This window comes from Lysinibacillus sp. NPDC093210, assembly GCF_044753985.1.
GTDB lineage: Bacteria > Bacillota > Bacilli > Bacillales_A > Planococcaceae > Lysinibacillus.
Genome location: NZ_JBIVOE010000006.1, coordinates 83,940 through 101,768, shown reverse-complemented (window position 1 = coordinate 101,768; position 17,829 = coordinate 83,940). Strand labels below are relative to the sequence as shown.

General features: G+C 36.1%; 17 protein-coding genes and 2 riboswitches. Of the genes, 14 read left to right on the top strand and 3 right to left on the bottom strand.

From position 1 onward, the window contains the following. Positions 1–4: 4 nt before the first annotated feature. The 6 genes from ACIP9C_RS15065 (at position 5) to ACIP9C_RS15040 (ending at position 6,237) form a co-directional block, all read left to right on the top strand. Positions 5–1,591 carry an ABC transporter substrate-binding protein gene (locus ACIP9C_RS15065; RefSeq protein ID WP_401011902.1) on the top strand — a complete coding sequence of 529 codons (1,587 nt, stop codon included), beginning with the start codon at positions 5–7 and terminating at the stop codon, positions 1,589–1,591. Further along, positions 1,581–2,549, top strand: coding sequence for an ABC transporter permease (locus ACIP9C_RS15060; protein WP_401011901.1), 969 nt, complete (start codon positions 1,581–1,583; stop codon positions 2,547–2,549). The genes ACIP9C_RS15065 and ACIP9C_RS15060 overlap by 11 nt, the downstream gene beginning before the upstream one ends. Further along, a complete protein-coding gene (locus ACIP9C_RS15055) occupies positions 2,546–3,358 on the top strand; it encodes an ABC transporter permease (RefSeq protein WP_401011899.1) in 813 nt (270 codons plus the stop codon). Before ACIP9C_RS15060 ends, ACIP9C_RS15055 begins: the two co-directional genes overlap by 4 nt. Beyond that, positions 3,351–4,100 carry an ATP-binding cassette domain-containing protein gene (locus ACIP9C_RS15050; protein WP_401011897.1) on the top strand — a complete coding sequence of 250 codons (750 nt, stop codon included), beginning with the start codon at positions 3,351–3,353 and terminating at the stop codon, positions 4,098–4,100. Before ACIP9C_RS15055 ends, ACIP9C_RS15050 begins: the two co-directional genes overlap by 8 nt. A 12-nt stretch (positions 4,101–4,112) precedes the next feature. Continuing rightward, positions 4,113–4,838: an ABC transporter ATP-binding protein gene (locus ACIP9C_RS15045; protein ID WP_401011895.1), complete on the top strand. Its 726-nt coding sequence runs from the start codon at positions 4,113–4,115 to the stop codon at positions 4,836–4,838. Between the two features lie 180 nt (positions 4,839–5,018). Beyond that, a riboswitch (cobalamin riboswitch) is annotated at positions 5,019–5,202 on the top strand. Positions 5,203–5,463: 261 nt separating this feature from the next. After that, positions 5,464–6,237: a hypothetical protein gene (locus tag ACIP9C_RS15040; RefSeq protein WP_401011893.1), complete on the top strand. Its 774-nt coding sequence runs from the start codon at positions 5,464–5,466 to the stop codon at positions 6,235–6,237. Between the two features lie 147 nt (positions 6,238–6,384). Here the strand turns inward: ACIP9C_RS15040 and ACIP9C_RS15035 are convergent, their stop codons facing one another. After that, a complete protein-coding gene (locus ACIP9C_RS15035; protein ID WP_401011892.1) occupies positions 6,385–8,322 on the bottom strand; it encodes a GTP-binding protein in 1,938 nt (645 codons plus the stop codon). 180 nt (positions 8,323–8,502) lie between these two features. Continuing rightward, a riboswitch (cobalamin riboswitch) is annotated at positions 8,503–8,690 on the top strand. A 254-nt stretch (positions 8,691–8,944) separates the two neighbouring features. On the opposite strand from ACIP9C_RS15035, the gene ACIP9C_RS15030 reads away from it, so the two are divergent. The 8 genes from ACIP9C_RS15030 to ACIP9C_RS14995 all read left to right on the top strand — a co-directional run bounded on the left by ACIP9C_RS15030 (position 8,945) and on the right by ACIP9C_RS14995 (position 14,754). Continuing rightward, positions 8,945–9,940, top strand: coding sequence for an ABC transporter substrate-binding protein (locus tag ACIP9C_RS15030; protein WP_401011890.1), 996 nt, complete (start codon positions 8,945–8,947; stop codon positions 9,938–9,940). 55 nt (positions 9,941–9,995) lie between these two features. After that, positions 9,996–10,667 (top strand): precorrin-3B methylase, encoded by a 672-nt coding sequence (locus ACIP9C_RS15025; RefSeq protein WP_401011888.1) that lies wholly within the window; start codon positions 9,996–9,998, stop codon positions 10,665–10,667. A 259-nt stretch (positions 10,668–10,926) separates the two neighbouring features. Continuing rightward, complete coding sequence (locus tag ACIP9C_RS15020; protein ID WP_401011886.1) at positions 10,927–11,421, top strand: DUF2243 domain-containing protein; 495 nt, start codon at positions 10,927–10,929, stop codon at positions 11,419–11,421. Next, positions 11,411–12,247, top strand: a complete 837-nt coding sequence (locus ACIP9C_RS15015; protein ID WP_401011884.1) for a cytochrome c oxidase assembly protein — start codon at positions 11,411–11,413, stop codon at positions 12,245–12,247. The genes ACIP9C_RS15020 and ACIP9C_RS15015 overlap by 11 nt, the downstream gene beginning before the upstream one ends. A gap of 171 nt (positions 12,248–12,418) precedes the next feature. Beyond that, positions 12,419–13,264, top strand: coding sequence for a PhzF family phenazine biosynthesis protein (locus tag ACIP9C_RS15010; protein ID WP_401011882.1), 846 nt, complete (start codon positions 12,419–12,421; stop codon positions 13,262–13,264). Positions 13,265–13,952: 688 nt separating this feature from the next. Continuing rightward, positions 13,953–14,087, top strand: coding sequence for a hypothetical protein (locus ACIP9C_RS15005; protein WP_401011880.1), 135 nt, complete (start codon positions 13,953–13,955; stop codon positions 14,085–14,087). After that, positions 14,080–14,505 carry a phospholipase A2 family protein gene (locus ACIP9C_RS15000; protein ID WP_401011879.1) on the top strand — a complete coding sequence of 142 codons (426 nt, stop codon included), beginning with the start codon at positions 14,080–14,082 and terminating at the stop codon, positions 14,503–14,505. Before ACIP9C_RS15005 ends, ACIP9C_RS15000 begins: the two co-directional genes overlap by 8 nt. Before the next feature lie 12 nt (positions 14,506–14,517). Beyond that, positions 14,518–14,754 carry a hypothetical protein gene (locus ACIP9C_RS14995; protein ID WP_401011877.1) on the top strand — a complete coding sequence of 79 codons (237 nt, stop codon included), beginning with the start codon at positions 14,518–14,520 and terminating at the stop codon, positions 14,752–14,754. A gap of 90 nt (positions 14,755–14,844) precedes the next feature. On the opposite strand, the gene ACIP9C_RS14990 is transcribed toward ACIP9C_RS14995, so the two are convergent. Next, positions 14,845–16,041 carry a class I SAM-dependent rRNA methyltransferase gene (locus tag ACIP9C_RS14990; protein ID WP_401011875.1) on the bottom strand — a complete coding sequence of 399 codons (1,197 nt, stop codon included), beginning with the start codon at positions 16,039–16,041 and terminating at the stop codon, positions 14,845–14,847. Between the two features lie 232 nt (positions 16,042–16,273). Further along, positions 16,274–17,734 (bottom strand): ribosomal protection-like ABC-F family protein, encoded by a 1,461-nt coding sequence (gene abc-f, locus ACIP9C_RS14985; protein ID WP_401011874.1) that lies wholly within the window; start codon positions 17,732–17,734, stop codon positions 16,274–16,276. Positions 17,735–17,829 lie beyond the last annotated feature (95 nt).

Sequence of the window (17,829 nt, the reverse complement as noted above, 5' to 3'; positions counted from 1 at the left end):
AAAATTGAAAAAGTTTTCAATATTTATTTTATTATTCATACTTAGTCTTGCTGGCTGTAGTAATGAGTCTAGTCAGGGCGAGGAAAAACAGCCATCCGCTGCTTCCTCTTCAAAAGCAAATGAGCTTATTTATGCATCTGAATCCGAATTTGCAGGGTTAAATCCAATTTTAGAGGAAACGAATTTAGATGCATTACTTTTTAGAGGCCTTATGCGCTTTGATGAACATAATGTACCAGTATATGATATTGCCAAAAGCGTTGAAATATCGGATGACCTGTTAACTTATACGATTATGATTCGTGATGATGTGACATTTCATGATGGGCAAGTGTTAACGGTAGATGATGTCATGTTTACTATTAACAGTATTCTTGATGATGTAAATGGGTCTTATTTAAAATCAGATTTTATCCATGTTAAAGCGATGCAAAAAGTAAATGACACAACGATGACAATCCAATTGGATGAACCATTTACGCCAATGTTAGATAAATTAACAGTGCCAATTTTGCCGAAGCATGTCTTTGAAGGTCAAGAGATGAGAACGGCTACGTTTAACCAAGAACCTATTGGTGCTGGACCTTATATGGTGGAGCAATGGAATAAAGGAACTAGCTTGACGCTTAAAGCATATCCATCTTTCTTCGGAACAAAAGCATCCATTGAAAAAGTGATTTTTAAATTTATTCCTGATAGTAATGTTCGTGCATTGCAACTAAAATCCGGTGAGGTAGATATTGCCTTACTTGATCCGAATCAGGTTGAAGAACTTTCAAAAGTAGAGCAGTTAAAAATGTATGAAGTTGAATCAGCAGATTATCGAGGCGTGTTATTTAATATGAAGTATCCACTTTGGAAGGATGTCAATGTTCGAAAAGCGATAAGCTACGGTACAGATCGAGCTGGCATCGTCAAAGGTATTTTACATGGTTATGGTACAGAAGCGTATTCACCGCTACAAAAGCATGCCTATGTTAACGAAAATATTGAACATTATACTTTTGATGTTGAAAAAGCAAATGAATTATTAGAAAAATCAGGCTGGATATTAGCAGATGATGGATTCCGCTATAAAGACGGTAATAAGCTTGCCTTTACTATTACTGCACCAATTACCGATACAGTTCGCGTCAATATGGCCAATTATGTCGCCCAAGGCTATAAAGAAATAGGGGCAGATGTAGAAGTAGCTGCACTTGATTGGGGCAATATTGTTATTGAAGAATCACAAGCGTTTATGGTGGGCTGGGGAAGTCCGTATGATGCTGACCACCATACGTACAGTTTATTCTATTCAGACGAATCTAGCGTAACAAGTGCTGGCTACAATTATGGTAGCTATGCAAATGCGAAAGTAGATGCTTTGCTAGAAGAAGGAAGAACAACTGTCGATCCTGAAAAACGCAAGGAAGTCTATATGGCATTACAAGAGGAGCTAGCAGAAGATCCACCGTTCGCTTATTTTGCCTATGTTGATGCTGTTTATGGCATTAATAAAAATATTAGTGGTGTGAAAGAGCGTATTTTAGGTCATCACGGTGCCGGCTTCTTATGGAATGTCGAGGAGTGGAAATGGAATGATCGCTAAGTGGATCGGGAAGCGAGTGATATTGGGGACAATTGTCCTCATTATCGTGAGCTTCCTCTCTTTTTTCATTATGCATGCTGCACCTGGCAATCCGGCGGCGGCTTATTATGGAGGTAATGCTCAAACATTAACATTAGCTGAGCAAGAACGAATTGAAAAAGCGTTTGGTTTAGATAGGCCAGTTCTTCTTCAATATGGCACTTGGCTAAGTGAAGCGGTAAAAGGGAATTTAGGCATTTCTGCAAAAGAAGGTAGACCAGTAATAACGATTTTATTAGAGCGTTTACCCAACACATTACAGCTGGTGGCACTCACATTATTCATCGTTACAATTGTCTCTACTTGGCTAGGTTTACGGGCAGGAATGAAAGAAGGTTCTTTATTGGATCGAGGATTATCCATCTTTAGTATTGCGAGCTCTGCGATTCCTCCATTTTGGCTAGGTATTGTCTGTATTATAATATTTTCCCTACAGCTTGGTTGGTTTCCTTCTTCAGGTATGAATGATGTGCGTGGCAATGGAGGTTGGCTAGATCGTTTAAACCATATTGTACTCCCTCTAATCGTTTTAGTAATTTCTCATGTGGGCATATTCGCACGATTTTTACAGGACAGTGTTAAGGCAGAGAATCGTAGCTATTATGTCCAAGTTGCACGTGCAAATGGAGTACCAGAACGCCAAATAAGAAACCTCATACTACGGAATTCTGTTATTCCGTATATCAATTATATTGGTGTGACGATTCCTTCATTCTTTGGTGGTTCCATAGTAGTTGAAACACTCTTTGGCTGGTCTGGTTTAGGATCACTGCTAGTGAAATCAGTGATGGTAAAGGATTTTCCTGTACTTATGGGAGCCATTCTGATTATTGGTGTTGTGGTGGTCATTTGCTTATTTGTAATCGACGTTTTAATGATTTGCATCAACCCTAGATTGAGAAGAGGGGAAATAGTATGAGAAAACGACGGAAGTTGCCACTATTTTGGCTTGCACTTCTTTGCATAATATTAGGAACAACTATTTTCTCCTCACTGTTGGCACCTTTTGAGCCAAATGCAATGGATATGAATCAGATTTATGAAGCACCTAATCTTACACATTTACTCGGTACAGATCAGCTAGGCAGAGATGTTTTATCACGAATACTTATTGGAGGGAAAGTTACACTTTTCATCGCCATTGTGTCAGTCGTAATTGCTAGCATTATAGGCATTATTTACGGTGGTATAAGCGGTTTTGTTGGTGGTGCCGTCGATGTAATAATGATGCGCATTTTGGAGGCTTTTTTAACGATCCCATCCTTGGTAATGGTGCTTGCTCTGCAAGCAATTATGCAAGGAAGTATTTGGCGAATGGCCATGATTATCGGATTCACAGGCTGGTTTGTCACTGCTCGAATCGTGCGCTCAGAGTTTATTCGTTTAAAGGAAATGGAATTTGTTCAAATGGCTAAAATGTTCCGTACCCCACTGTGGAAAATATTATTTAGTCATTTATTACGTAATAGTTTGCCAGCCATCGTTGTCGTGACAATATTTAATTTTGCTGGTGCGATTTTTACCGAAGTGTCTTTAAGCTTTTTAGGTATCGGTGTGCCGCCAGCCATCCCATCATGGGGAACGATGCTGTATACAGCGCAAAATGATTTACTCGTTGGCGCTTGGTGGATCGGCCTCTTTCCTGGGTTGATGATTTTTATAACGATATTATGTGTGCAAGCGATCGGGAGCACTTTCAAACAAGGAGGAGAACGATCACATGTTTAAAATCGACAATTTAACTGTTCGAGTGAACGATAAAAATCTCATCCACAATATCTCGTTAACAGTGCCAAAAGGCCAAATTACAGCAGTTATTGGTGAAAGTGGGAGTGGGAAAAGCACAACCGTATCAGCTATTTTAGGGTTGCTCCCGCCACAGGCTGAGGCGACAGGAGCAGTTTACTTTAATGGGAAAAACATAATGGCGATGTCTAAAAGAGATAGGTTACTTTTACGGACAAAACATATTTTCACCATTTTTCAAGATGCTACAAATAGCTTTTCTCCTACCCAAAAAATGAAACAACAATTGTATATGTTTACTGCCTTACGAATGGGCGAGGAGAAAGAGATGTTTCTTCCTAAAATGACCGCTATATTAAAGGAATTAAACTTGACCGAAGATGTATTAGATTGCTATCCATTTGAGTTGTCAGGGGGAATGCTGCAACGTTGTATGCTTGCCTGTGCATTGTATAATAAGCCAGACATTTTGATAGCTGATGAACCAACTTCTGCCTTAGATATGCTGCATCAACAACACTTTATTACATTACTAAAAAATCTTCATGCTCAACAGGGAACAACTATTATATTGATTACCCATGATTTAGGGGTTGCTGTTTCACTAGCGGATACGATTGTTGTGATGAAAAAAGGAGAGATTGTCGAGACGGGGCAAGCGACAGAAATTTTTGAGCAACCAAAACATCCGTATACAAAACGGCTTGTCGCAAATCATTTTTAGGAGGCGTTTTAGTTGCTTCGGGTAGAAAACGTAAATAAAAGTTATGGAACAGGACAGCAAGTTTTAGCAAATATAAACCTTACTGTAGGAGAAGGCGAAATTGTCGGACTTGTAGGAGAAAGTGGAAGCGGTAAAAGTACTTTAGCCAAAGTCATTATGCAGTTAGAATCACCTGATAAAGGGACCGTAAATTTTCAAAATCAACAAATCACAAAGAACAATCGAAAGTCCTTCTATGAAAAATGCCAAATTATATTCCAAAATGCAAGTAATGCTTTAAACCCTATGTGGACGGTAAAGGAACAATTAAGGGAGCCACTGCAGCATCAGAAATTCGTAACGGACACCTATTTACAAATGATGCTTGAGAAGGTCAAGTTATCAAAGGATGTATTACATGCTCTGCCTTCTGAACTTAGTGGTGGAGAGAAGCAAAGAGTAAATTTATTACGCTCTATTCTAGTTGAACCGAAATTGATAGTATGTGATGAAATTGTTTCTAGCCTAGATCGTCTAATTCAACGGGAAATTATCGATTTATTAATTACGTTAAATAAAGAAAGAAACATGGCTATTTTATTTATTTCTCATGATTTAAAAGCAGTTTCATATTTAAGTGAACGGATTTATGTAATGAAAGCTGGCGAAATTGTCGATGAACAATACAAGGAACAAGGTGGATTTAATTTCACCGATAGTTATGCACAAAAGCTATTTCAAGCGATGGAAAGTGAATGATATTTAAAAAAGATTTGCTTTGATTTGGCGGGAAAAGTATCTTTTTTACGTACGTTATCAACACTATATTAACCCGTAAGTCTTGATAGATACCTTATACTGTTCATTGACATTGAAATTCCAGTACTTTACAATATGATTTAATAGTATACTAGTGATACTATTCATTTCATTACAACTGAATAGCGTGTAGTAATAGGTGTAAATTGCGTGCAATTTACTGAAAAGGGAAGTCGGTGCAAGTCCGACACTGTCCCGCAACTGTAAATGTGAGCGTCTTTTCAAATACCACTGTCAAATGATGGGAAGGTGAAAAGAAGCGATGACCATAAGTCAGGAGACCTGCCTGTTACAAGTACACACCAATAACCTACGAGGAATAGGAGGTGGCATGTTGACAAAACAGAATGTTCTGTTCGTCACAGTACGTCAAACGATAAAAACCAAAGGATATAAAGGGATACGGCATCGAGCCAATTCTCTCCCATTGGTGCGATGTTTGATGTTGCTGGATGAATGATAATGATTAGCCGAATGACGGATTTCCTCTCAAAGCAGGAAATCCGTATTTTTATGTGTGATCTAAACATTTGTTTTGAAAATATGTACGAAAAGAGGTGCACGTATGACGAAGATTCATATTTGTACAACACAGGAAAAGCAATATGGAGATATGAAGATTTGTAAACTGCCGCGCATTGAAGTTGCCAAGCAGCCAAAAACTAGAATGGTCATTGAAGCACTTGTTGATCAGTTTTTAGCAACAGGACTTATTCGGAACGAACGTTTATTTAATCAAATTTTCTATAACAAAGGCATCATTTGGATTCAAAATGAGGTATATGAAGGGTGCCTTTTTGCTAAAGCAAGTGTGGCGGATGAGCTGAAAACAAAAAAGAATAGCTTTATGATGTACATGCCAACAAATCCAATCGTTTATGAGGTAAATGGTGAGCCGTATCATTTAATAACACGTATTGATTCGATTCGAGCTAAACCAAATTTAGATAGGCTTGATTTAGAGCCAAAGCCCATCTTAAGTGCTGCAAGAGTCAATGATTTGCTATGCTCGATGGTTATGCGTTTCTATCACACCTATTTAGAAGAGTTGTCGTTAGTAGTTCATACAAATCAAGATAGTAATAAAATAGTACATTTAATAAAGTATGTAGAGTCCGAATACGCTCAATTTCTTCAAAGTGTTAAAGAATTAAATGATTATCATTTAAATTGGCATCCAAGAGGCAATGGTCATCAATTATTGCTCCAATTAATTGAGCAATTACAAATTTTAAAGAGTAAACCAGGTTCAGTTCTTGTTGATTTTTCAAATAGTAATGGTTACGTAATTGTGGAATCAGCGAATACTTTTGTTGCGAAAGCAAAAAAGGCTTTATAGGATTTATATAAAAGGCATCGAGATATTCTCGATGCCTTCAGTCATTAATTATGGTAAATAACATGGATGAATTTTGCCGTTAACTTTTAACCGATAAAACCATCCCCAATTTTTGTGATGCTATTGGAAATTGCGGTTTCTGGATAATTACAAGCAATGCATGGCTTCTTTTGCCTCATACCAAGGTACTGAATAGCCCTTTCCTTTCGCACAAAAAATACTTGATGATGTATAGTCGGGATCTGCCTGTTTATTGTAATTGATTTGCGCAATTATTTCTTCACTATTATGGCATTTATCATAGCCATCAAATTGTAACGATATTGACCCTTTGCCGTTTGTATAAGCAGCGAAAGTAGTACTATAATGCATAAATGTTGCAACAGGGACACGTCCTGTTAATGTTACTTGTTCCTCTGTTAATAGAGGGTCATCAAAAGTACCATCTGCTTGCTGGATATCGTTCATCATACGACCAATAAAATCATTCGATGCTTTCAATTTAAAGCGATAATATGGTTCAAGCAATATATTTTCGGCTTGCTCCAGCCCTTGTCGAAGTGCACGGAAAGTTGCTTCGCGAAAATCGCCACCCTCTGTATGCTTGATATGAGCACGTCCTGTCAAAAGGGTGAAGCATACATCTGTCACTGGGGAGCCTGTTAAAACACCGTGATGCTCTCGTTCAAATAGATGTTTTTCAATTAGTCGTTGGTTTCCAACTGATAAATCATCAGCATGACAAGCGTTAACAAAAGTGTTACCAGTTCCTCGAATATTAGGCTCCATTAACAGGTGTACTTCAGCATAATGTTTTAAAGGCTCGAAATGACCGTATCCTGTTACAGTCGTGACGATTGATTCCATATATAAAATTTTTGGCTCACCAAAAGTAACAGAAAGTGAAAAGCGATTTTTTAACACTTCAGCAAGTACTTCAAGTTGAATAACACCCATAATATGTACATGGATTTCTTGGAACTTCTCATGCCAAACGACTCGCAGCGATGGTTCCTCGGCTTCTAGTAAACGGAATACTTGTAAAACTTCCTTTAGATGCTGTTGTCCATCATACTGTACTTTAGCTTGTAACGTAGGCACAAGCTCATATGGCTGAGGAGGTATTGTACTACCTAAAATATCACCGATTTTTGCTAGACTAAGCCCCTTAACCGCGAAAATTTCTCCTGCTTGCACTTCTTGTGCTGTGTCAAAACGGCTTCCATTATATAATCGAATTTCAGTTATTTTTTCAGTCACATCACCAAATGTAAAGTCTTGGCGTGTATGTAAAGTTCCTTGCAATGCTTTGATAAACGTTAACCGTTGAGTTCCATCATGACGAATTTTAAATACCTCACCTTGAAATGGTGCTTGATGGTCGAATCGAGTTTCCGTAAGTAGAGGAAGCTGTGATAAAAATTCTTTTATTCCAATATCCTTTAATGCCGCACCAGTAAAGCAAGGAAATGCTTGCTCTTGTTTAATCAACTTTTGCAACTGTAATAGGCATGTTTGTGCATCAAGAGTTTCTGTCAAATAGGCATCGAGTAGTTGTTCATCACGTTCAGCTAGCCATTCAGCAATGTGGCTCTGGACATAATCTGTACGCAATGGGTCGTCTATTAAAAGTACGTCGAGAGAACATTCCTTTCGAAGCTGCTTCATAACAGCATCTACATCAGCGCCTTCACGATCTATCTTATTAATAAAGAAGAAGGTTGGTACGTTGTATTGACGTAGCAATTGCCACACGGTTTCAGTATGTCCTTGTACACCTTCTACAGCGCTTACGATAATAATGGCGTAATCCATTACACGAATTGCGCGTTCCATCTCTGGCGAAAAGTCGACATGCCCAGGTGTATCAATTAGTGTGTATGTATCATCCCCAATTTGCATCCGTCCTTGTTCGGCAAAAATGGTAATACCACGAGCTTGTTCGATAGTATGATTATCTAAAAAAGTATCTTGGTGATCGACTCTTCCACGCGTTTGAATACTGTTCGTATGGAATAGTAGTTGTTCACAAAAGGTTGTCTTTCCTGCATCGACATGTGCGAGCACACCAATCGTTTTATACATAAAAAATCCTCATTTCTATTTTTCCTATATTCTTATTGTAACAGATAGTCCTAAAAAACATTTCGGGTAGAATAGTTCTCGTTTATGTTTGAATAGTGGTCAATTATTCGTAATTATTAGTTATGGATTTTTTTGTGTGATTGAAAACAAAAATTACTTCTGCTAGGCTATTTTTATAACTTAATACTTCTATATATTGGTGCAAATGGTTTCTATCATTTGCTTAAAAGGGAAATCGGTGTAAATCCGATGCTGTCCCGCAACTGTAAATGGGGAGTTTATACAACACAGTCACTGTAGTTTAACTATGGGAAGACGTATAAACGTTGAACCTAAGCCAGGATACCTGCCAATATATATTATTTTACTTAACACCACGAGGATGGGAATAGTGATTGGTTGAATAACCATTGTTTTTTCACTATGTCACCCTCTTGGAAACAAGAGGGTTTTTTGTGTCCATTTTGATGTGCAGTAGATTAAGCAGGAACCATAGCATTAAACAGCAATTCATGCTTTTACCAGGAAATGAAGCGTCAAGAAGTGCTCGTGATCAGTAGCAATGAAGTCATTGATTTCTTACTATAAAGATGAAAAATTACAAACTAAAGGAGAAACAAACATGAACAAATGGAAAGGCATGTGGCTAGTTTTTGCAATTGCACTATTGAGCATTTTAGGCGCTTGTAGTGCAAAGGATGATTCAAAATCAGCTGCACAAAGTGAAAACATTGAACCAGCACAAGCAGAGGCAAAAGAAGTAACAATTGATAATAACGATACGACACAAGTTTATAAAGAAGCTCCTAAAAAGGCGATTAGCTTAAATCAGCACGTCACAGAAATAATGCTAGCATTAGGTTTAGAAGATTCAATGGTTGGTACTGCCTATTTAGATGATAAAATTTATGAACCTTTACAAGCAGCTTACGATAAAGTACCAGTGATAGCTGAGCAGTACCCGACAAAAGAACAAGTAATTGATAGTGAAGCGGATTTTTTATACGCTGGGTGGAAAAGTGGTTTTAGCGAAAAGGGTGTTGGTACACCAGAAGAGTTAGAAGCACTTGGTATTCACACATATTTACATACTTCTTCAAGTATTACAAAACCAACGTTAGAGGATATATTTACCGATATCCGTAATATTGCAAAAATCTTTCGCGTTGAAGACCGTGGAGAGGCATTAATTAAACAGATGACAAAGGATGTTGATGCTGTTCGCGCAAAGTTGCCACAAGGTGAAAAAGAATTACGTGTTCTAGTTTACGATAGTGGGGATAAGGAAGTCTTTACAGCGGCACAAAACTTTATGGATGAACTTGTCACAGTTGCTGGCGGTAAAAACATTTTTGGTGATGTTGAGTCGGGCTGGACAACGGTATCAAAAGAAGAAACAGTTGAACGCAACCCTGAAGTCATTGTCGTAATTGATTATGGTTCCCAAACTGCAGAAGACAAAATTAAATTCCTAAAAAGTGATCCAGCACTAAAAGAAACAGATGCTGTGAAAAATGAACGCTTTGTCATTTTACCGCTTTCAGCAGCTTCAGAAGGGGTTCGAGCTGCAGAGGCTATTGAAATTTTAGCAAAGGGATTTTATCCTGAAAACTTTTAAATAACATCGAAAGAGTTAGCTACTTGCTAGCTCTTTTTTATAAGGAGAACAAACAATGAATGCCTTTCGTTCAAATACACCAGATCGAACATTTGAAAAACTAAATACAAATGGGCATTTTACACGCCTTGCAGTAAGTCCAGGTATTATCAATAAGCATTATACACCAGCTCAGTTTCAAAAAATTGCTGAGGTTGTAGGCGAAAGTGGCGCAATTAAATACTCGGCTTCCTATAGTATTCTTTTGTCAGTCCCAACTATAAAAGTAAATGAAATTATAAGAGAGCTTCAAGAAGAAGGCTTGTATATTGCGAAGCAAGGTCCTATCGTAGCGATAAAAGCATGTGATTTTTGTGATGGGGATAAAATGGAGGCTGCCGAAATAACAGAACAACTCTACGAAGCATTACAGGAAGAAACGGTGCCTTCTAGACTACGCTTAAATATTAATGGCTGTGCATCGGCATGCTATAATGCTGTATATGATGATATTGGGCTTGTCTATCAAAAGGATAGCTTTGATGTTTACTTAGGCGCCGTGCCGATGGGTGCCAATGCAAAGGCGGGAACACTATTTGCTAAAAGGGTTTCAGTACAAAAAATAGAGGGCTTTCTACAACAAATAATTAGTCTTTATCAGAAACAAGCTCGTCCAAATGAACCTTTCCATAAATTTTATCGAAGAACGCATAGCGCTGAATATTGGCAAGCATTAAAGAAAGAGTGATTCTCCTTTGATTTCTGGTAGGAAGGGGGAGTTTCTAAGCGTTCCCTCTTTGGAGTCGATGTCCTTTTAAACAACTGAATGAAAGCAAAGAGCTAGCTCTTTTTTAATGGAAACAATAGATGACTAGGTAGGGGTATAGATGTTAAAAATAATGTCTTTTAAAGGAGAAGTTTTAGCCTGATACGCTAGGGAAAGTTGGGTTAAAATATTAAAAATTAGGGAATGATAAGGACGAAAATCTAAATGTAGGGGGGATGGAATGACCATCATAAACAATCATAACAATACACAAGTTTATGTAAGCCGTAATTTATTGTCAGGGTTTCTATTTGGGATAGGACTAGTTGCTTTTATAGATGAGACTATTTTTCATCAACTATTTCGCTGGCATCATTTTTATGATAAGTCTACAACGGATATTGGCTTAATTTCTGATGGTATATTCCATGCGATTAGTTGGTTTGCTACAATTGCAGGATTATTTTTACTTGCAGATATTCGTCGTAAAAGTGGGTTTTGGTTGAAGCGATGGGTTGGTGGCATGTTACTAGGTGCAGGCGGTTTCCAATTATATGATGGCATCATTCAACATAAGCTAATGCGAATACACCAGATTAGGTATGTAGAAAATGTAATCGTATACGATGTAATTTGGAATGTACTTGCTGCAATTATCCTCATAATAGGACTTTATCTAGCCGTTCGCACTAGCAATAAAAATCTTAAAGCAGAGGCTACCACGAATGAACGCTAACCATCACCAAATAGTAGAGGGTGGACCTAGTCATGAAGTTTTTGGGATCATTCATCCTCAACTATTTTTTTTATGTTTGTTTATTACTATATTAATTTTGTATAGTAGTGCTACTGTAATTACGAATCGTAATTATAAAACATGGCCATTTTATCGTACAGTGAGTTTTGTTGTTGGCATTTTGTTGGCGATTATTGCAGTTGTTGGTCCCTTAGCAAATCGTGCTTCTATAGATTTTACAGCACACATGTTTAGCCATTTACTTTTAGGTATGCTAGCACCGTTATTAATTGTACTTGCAGCTCCGATGACCTTAATACTTAGAACTTTAAGCACCCCATTAGCTCGGGGGCTTTCAAAAATTCTAAGAAGTTGGCTAGCGCGTATACTTATTCATCCACTAGTTACTAGCTTTCTAAATATAGGTGGACTTTGGTTATTGTACACTACGAACCTATATTCATTAATGCACGACAATAGTCTAATACATGTAATTGTCCATTTACATGTATTCATTGCAGGATATTTATTTACCGTTTCTATCATTTATTTTGATCCTGTATATCATAGAAAATCCTTTATTTACAGAGCAATAGTTTTAATTATCGCATTAGCAGGACATGGAATATTATCAAAGTATATTTATGCTCATCCTCCTATAGGTGTTCCAATAGAACAAGCAGAAATCGGAAGTATGGTTATGTACTATGGTGGAGATGTAATTGATGCCATGATAATTTTTACACTTTGCTTGCAATGGTATAAGGCAGCAAGACCACGAGACCGTGAACTGCAAAACGGTAAAGGAACATTAAAAGTTAATTAAAGAAAGCGTGACTTATGTAGAGTCCCTAACAAACAGTAGACAAACTATTTTTGGTGAGTTCAGATGCTAAAACTAGTTTGTCTCTTGCTTTATAGAAAATTTATCTAGCGACATTTATACGTAGTGCTTTCTATGCTACAATTTCCTTGAAGTGAGGGAGGAAGGTGTCTTATGAAAATATCCGTTTATGTTGCAAGTGCATTTAGCAAGGATCAAAAAGGCGGAAATAAAGCAGGAGTAGTATTTATGGAGAATACATTGACCACTACTCAAAAAATGGCCATAGCCAAACAACTGGGCTATGCGGAAACCGCATTTATATCAGAATCTGAAATTGCTGATTATAAATTTGAGTATTTTACACCAAAAGAAGAAGTTGATTTATGTGGCCATGCCACAATTGGCTCATTCGCGATACTGATGCATTTAAATAAACTTTTCAGGAATCGCTATACGATTGAAACGAACAGCGGTGTTCTTACTATTACTATAAAAGATGACATCATATTTATGGAACAAAACAAACCGATATTCTACGATGTACTATCTCCAAACGAGTTCGTCGACTGTTTTGACATTCAAGCTATAGACAATAAATACCCAATTCAAATTGTCTCTACGGGCTTAAAAGATATTTTAATGCCTATAAAAAGCGAAACACAATTACATGCACTGCAACCTAATTTTGAAAAAATTAAAGAAATCAGCAAGTATTATAATGTTGTAGGGATGCATCTATATACTTTTAAAGACAATCGAATTATATGCAGAAATTTTGCTCCACTATACGACATCAATGAAGAAGCAGCGACTGGAACTTCCAACGGTGCATTAGCTTGCTACCTTTATGAACATCATTACTTGCAAAAAGAAGTCTATGTATTTGAACAAGGTTATTCTTTACACTCGCCTTCCGAAATATTAGTTAAATTAGCAACCAATAGCAAGAATGAAATAGAAAAAGTTTATGTTGGCGGCAAAGGCTATTATTGTGAAACTAAGTGTTTAAATGTATAAAAAATTGAGTGAAAAAAATAACGAATAAAAAGGTTGAGAAAATAATTTCTCAACCTCAGTCTGTAGACAAAGTATCTGATTATTTGATACTTTGTTTTTTTCTTGGTAAAACGGAGAAATGAAGCTGATCTAGATGTTGAAAAACAAAATATGAGTAAACGAGATCAAGTTGGTTTTTATTCTTTAGATGATCTAGTTAACAGGAACAATTGTTAAGAGATAAATATAGATATGTTGATTTCTATTTTATTTATGAATTAGTAGTGAAGAGACACTCTTGTTAGCTTCGCTTTTGAATAAAAACCACTTTTAAGTAATTGAATTCAGGATGCTCACACGGCACACGGAAATCTTTTGGTAAACCATATTCCATTCCTTTCTTTATATAATTTCATATTAACTGACTAATAACCTTACATAAAAAATCGCTTATTATATTGCGAATTTTCAGTTCGTTTAATAAAATAAAAATATAAATGACTGGTTAAATACTATCATAATGGTTCATTACCATAACTTAGGGTTGTCATCCATTTCCGCTGGCCGTTTTCATGAGCATCCAGATTTCACTCCAACAGCTAACATTCTAAAATCCATTTTCTTTTTTTATAAAATGTTATTCTAGCCTTTTGATGAGACATAATAATGGTATTTTACCTAATAAAATATCGAAAGGAGCTAAGATTAGATGAAAAAAATAGGTTCGTTCTTTGTTGCAATGTCAGTTTTAGTTTCTTCACTCTTTTTGGGGGGAGGTACAAAAGTTTTTGCAACGACAGGAGAAGAGTCATCTTTGACAGATAAAGAACTTTTAAATGCGTGAACAGTTAGAATCCTATATTTATTATGAGGACGGAAAACCGTTTGTTAATATTGAAAAAGTAAAATTAGATGGCTTAGCAGAGGAATATATTGAAATTAGTTTGATGGTGAATCACATTAGTAATAGTTACGCTAACTATCAAGCAAACACTACAATGAGTACTAGAAAAGGGCTACCTATTTGGGGGAATTGGTGTGGTCCTGGACATGGTTCTGGCCCTCCACAAGATGTATTAGATAGGGGTTGTCAAATACATGATATGTGCTATGAAGATAAAGGGTATTTTAGCTGTTCATGTGATTGGGAGCTTGTTGCTTATATAGATAGAAATTTTCATAGAATGGGACTCAAAGAAAAACTATTTGCTTCTGCGATAAAAATATATTTTAATAACAATTTATGTAATCCGTTGAAATAAGGAATGGTTAAAATGGTGAAAGCTTTAGCTGTAAGTACGATCATTATTTCTTTATTACTTTGGGTACCGAATATTGTGTTTCAAAAAGCATCAACTTTATGGATTTTCACGTTTGTATTATCAGGCATAGGTATTGTCTTAGCCGTATGCGTTAAATCTAAAATATTAATTATAGGGAATATCATCACATTCTTTAGTTTTTTTATCCTAATGTTTTTAGGGTATATTTTTGTTTTTTTAACAAAGTAATGGAAACTTGATTCAAAAAAATAGTAGACAAAGTTGAAAAATTCGACTTTGTCTACAGTCTGAGAGTGACTTTCTGAGAGTCGCTCTTTTTTAGCTTAATTTTTCAATAAAAACAACTTTTAAGTAATTGAATTCAGGATGCTCACGCGGCACGCGGAAATCCTTTGGTAAACCGTATTCTTCAACGATTTTATAACGCGTATTTGTTTCTTTAAATGCTTGGTCGATAAAGCCTTTAAACTTTTTCATGCCAAAGCTTGCATTGTTCGTAGAGGCAACAATGATACCATTCTTTTCAGTAATAGCGATTGTGTCCATTAATAATTTAGGATAGTCCTTTGCTGTTGAAAACGTCATTTGCTTTGTGCGCGCAAAGCTAGGCGGATCTAATACGACAAGGTCGAACTTCAACTGATGACGCTGCGCATATTTGAAATAATGAAATACATCCATTACTTTAATGTCCTGTGCTTCATAGTCAATATTATTGACACTAAATTGCTCAATTGTTTTCGCTAAACTACGTTTGGCTACATCCACACTTGTTGTTTTTATAGCGCCACCAAGTGCTGCTGCTACAGAAAAAGCACCTGTATAAGAAAATGTATTTAACACGCTTTTATGTTGAGAATAGCGTTCTCGAATGGCAAGTCTCACTTCACGTTGATCCAGGAAAATGCCTGTCATTGCACCATCATTTAAATGAACAGCATAGTTCATGCCATTTTCCTTCACGATTAGTGGGAATTCACCACGTGTACCCATAACAAAATCGTCCTGTTCAATATATTGCCCTTTACTATCAAAACGTTTTTTCTCATAAATGGCTTTAAAGTTGACTGTTTCTGAAAGTGCCTCATAGATGGCTTCTTTAAATGAATAAATACCTGCACTATACCAGCTCACCATATAGTAGCCTTCAAAGAAATCGATGGTCATGCCCCCAATTCCATCACCTTCGCCGTTAAAAGCACGAAACGCCGTCGTATTAGCGTTATTGAAAAATGCTTCACGATTTTGTAGCGCCTTGCTTATTTTTTTTGCAAAAAATGCCTTGTCAATTTCTTCATTAGCATCCGTAGTTAACAGCCAACCGATGCCTTTATTTTGGATACCGTAATAGCCAGTGCCGATAAAGCGATTATGAATATCTAATAGACGAAGTACTGCACCTTCTTCAGTAGGCAGTTTTCGAGTATCGACTGCTTCCTTTGAAATTAGTGGATAGCCTTTTTTTAATGGGCCAGCATATTGATTATTAATTTGTAATGCAATCGTTTGTGTCATGTTGTCATCCTTTAAAAAACATTTTGCTCTATTATCGCATTGTTTAGTAGCATTACACAAACTTATTTCACGAATGTCGCAATTTTTCTTTTTATGCTTAGCTCACGGTAAATAGAGATAGTGTATGAAACAGATAAAATAAGAGGGAAAACGAGAAAACCCTTCTATTTTAACGAGAAAATAAGTGGAAAATTAAGTGAGGGCGTTTCTATATAATTGATTATTAGGTAAATTAATAAGGATTTATCTCTATAATTTTTGAAGCAATATTCGAAATAAACGTTTGATTATGTTCAACAAATAAAAGTGTAGGTCTATATTTTACTATCATAGTTTCAATTTGCTTTTGATTGAAGACATCTAAATAATTTAGAGGCTCATCCCAAATAAATAGCTCTGCAGGTGTTCCAAGTGACTTTGAAAATTCCACCTTCTTCATCTGTCCATCGCTCATTTGTTCAATCGGGATATTAAATACGTCACGTTCAATCCCTAAAATACGAAGGTTATGTAAGAAAAGTGTATAGTCAAGATGATGTGCATTAGCAAAATCTTTTAATAATCCATCATTGTCATTGTAATGTTGGCGAATAATACTTTTCGTAATACCTTGGGGAATAATAAGCTCGCCACTAACATTTCCTGGAAAATTATGATTGATTAAATAATTCAAGATTGTTGTTTTTCCACTTCCATTTGGTCCGACTAATGCTACTTGCTCTCCTTGAAAAATTTCAAATGTAATTGGCTGAAAAATTGACTTTTCTTCAAAAGCTAATGAAAAATTTTTCACACGAAGCACTGGATTTCGGTGATTGAAAACACAATTTATCGTAAGAGAACTAACATTTTCAATATTTTTTAGTAGTTTTGTTTTTTCTTCAATTTTTGAAAGCATACGTTTTTCGATTACTTTTGACTTTTTCATCATGCGAGCCGCCCGTGCATTCTCAAATGCATCATTTCCTGATTTTTTTTCTCTCTTAAGTGCCCAATCAGCTTTTTCCTTCGAAGTTTTCTTCAAACGCTCAATTTCAACTTTTATCCGACTATTTTGTTCAATTTCAAATTGATCTTTTAATTCTTTTTGTCGTTCATAGGTCGAAAAATTTCCCTTATAAATAGTTAATTGGGATTTTTCAATAACTAATATGTGATCAATCACTTCATCTATAAAATGCCGATCATGACTTACCACAATGTAGCCTTTCTTTTTCTTCAAATACTCTGAGACAGTCTTTCTTGCATTAATATCTAAATGATTAGTAGGCTCATCTAAAAGAGGATATCTTGACTTTTCACAAAAAAGAGCTGCTAACAGAACTTTTGTTTGTTCACCACCAGATAATTCTTCAAATGGTCGCCACAAAATTTCTTTATCTAACGATAGTAATTGACATTCTCGTTCTAGCTTCCACAATTCTACGGGCATAATTTCTTCAATCGCATAGTAAGTTAAGTTTTCTTTACTCGGAATAGATTGAGGAAAGTATACAAAATCTACATCACAAATAATTTCACCTTCGTAAGAGTATTTTTGCATAAGTATGTTTAATAACGTAGTTTTTCCCCGACCATTTCTTCCTATTAAACCAAGACGCCATCTCGTATCTAGATTCAAATTGACATTATGAAATATAGGTTGTTCAAGCGCACCAAATGAGAAGTTCAGATTTCTAATTTCTATTTTCATATTAGTATGACCTCCAACTTTATAATATAGAGATGAAGTGATTTATAATCATTCCAATTATTTGGTATTAATGTATACGTATTTAAAAATAAAAA

Coding starts and splice junctions, on each gene's coding strand:
- ACIP9C_RS15010 (WP_401011882.1), top strand. CDS start 12,419: ATGAAAATATCCGTTTATGTTGCAAGTGCATTTAGCAAGGATCAAAAA.
- ACIP9C_RS15005 (WP_401011880.1), top strand. CDS start 13,953: ATGAAAAAAATAGGTTCGTTCTTTGTTGCAATGTCAGTTTTAGTTTCT.
- ACIP9C_RS15020 (WP_401011886.1), top strand. CDS start 10,927: ATGACCATCATAAACAATCATAACAATACACAAGTTTATGTAAGCCGT.
- ACIP9C_RS14995 (WP_401011877.1), top strand. CDS start 14,518: ATGGTGAAAGCTTTAGCTGTAAGTACGATCATTATTTCTTTATTACTT.
- ACIP9C_RS15015 (WP_401011884.1), top strand. CDS start 11,411: ATGAACGCTAACCATCACCAAATAGTAGAGGGTGGACCTAGTCATGAA.
- ACIP9C_RS15025 (WP_401011888.1), top strand. CDS start 9,996: ATGAATGCCTTTCGTTCAAATACACCAGATCGAACATTTGAAAAACTA.
- abc-f (WP_401011874.1), bottom strand. CDS start 17,734: ATGAAAATAGAAATTAGAAATCTGAACTTCTCATTTGGTGCGCTTGAA.
- ACIP9C_RS15035 (WP_401011892.1), bottom strand. CDS start 8,322: ATGTATAAAACGATTGGTGTGCTCGCACATGTCGATGCAGGAAAGACA.
- ACIP9C_RS15000 (WP_401011879.1), top strand. CDS start 14,080: ATGCGTGAACAGTTAGAATCCTATATTTATTATGAGGACGGAAAACCG.
- ACIP9C_RS15055 (WP_401011899.1), top strand. CDS start 2,546: ATGAGAAAACGACGGAAGTTGCCACTATTTTGGCTTGCACTTCTTTGC.
- ACIP9C_RS15050 (WP_401011897.1), top strand. CDS start 3,351: ATGTTTAAAATCGACAATTTAACTGTTCGAGTGAACGATAAAAATCTC.
- ACIP9C_RS15060 (WP_401011901.1), top strand. CDS start 1,581: ATGATCGCTAAGTGGATCGGGAAGCGAGTGATATTGGGGACAATTGTC.
- ACIP9C_RS14990 (WP_401011875.1), bottom strand. CDS start 16,041: ATGACACAAACGATTGCATTACAAATTAATAATCAATATGCTGGCCCA.
- ACIP9C_RS15040 (WP_401011893.1), top strand. CDS start 5,464: ATGACGAAGATTCATATTTGTACAACACAGGAAAAGCAATATGGAGAT.
- ACIP9C_RS15030 (WP_401011890.1), top strand. CDS start 8,945: ATGAACAAATGGAAAGGCATGTGGCTAGTTTTTGCAATTGCACTATTG.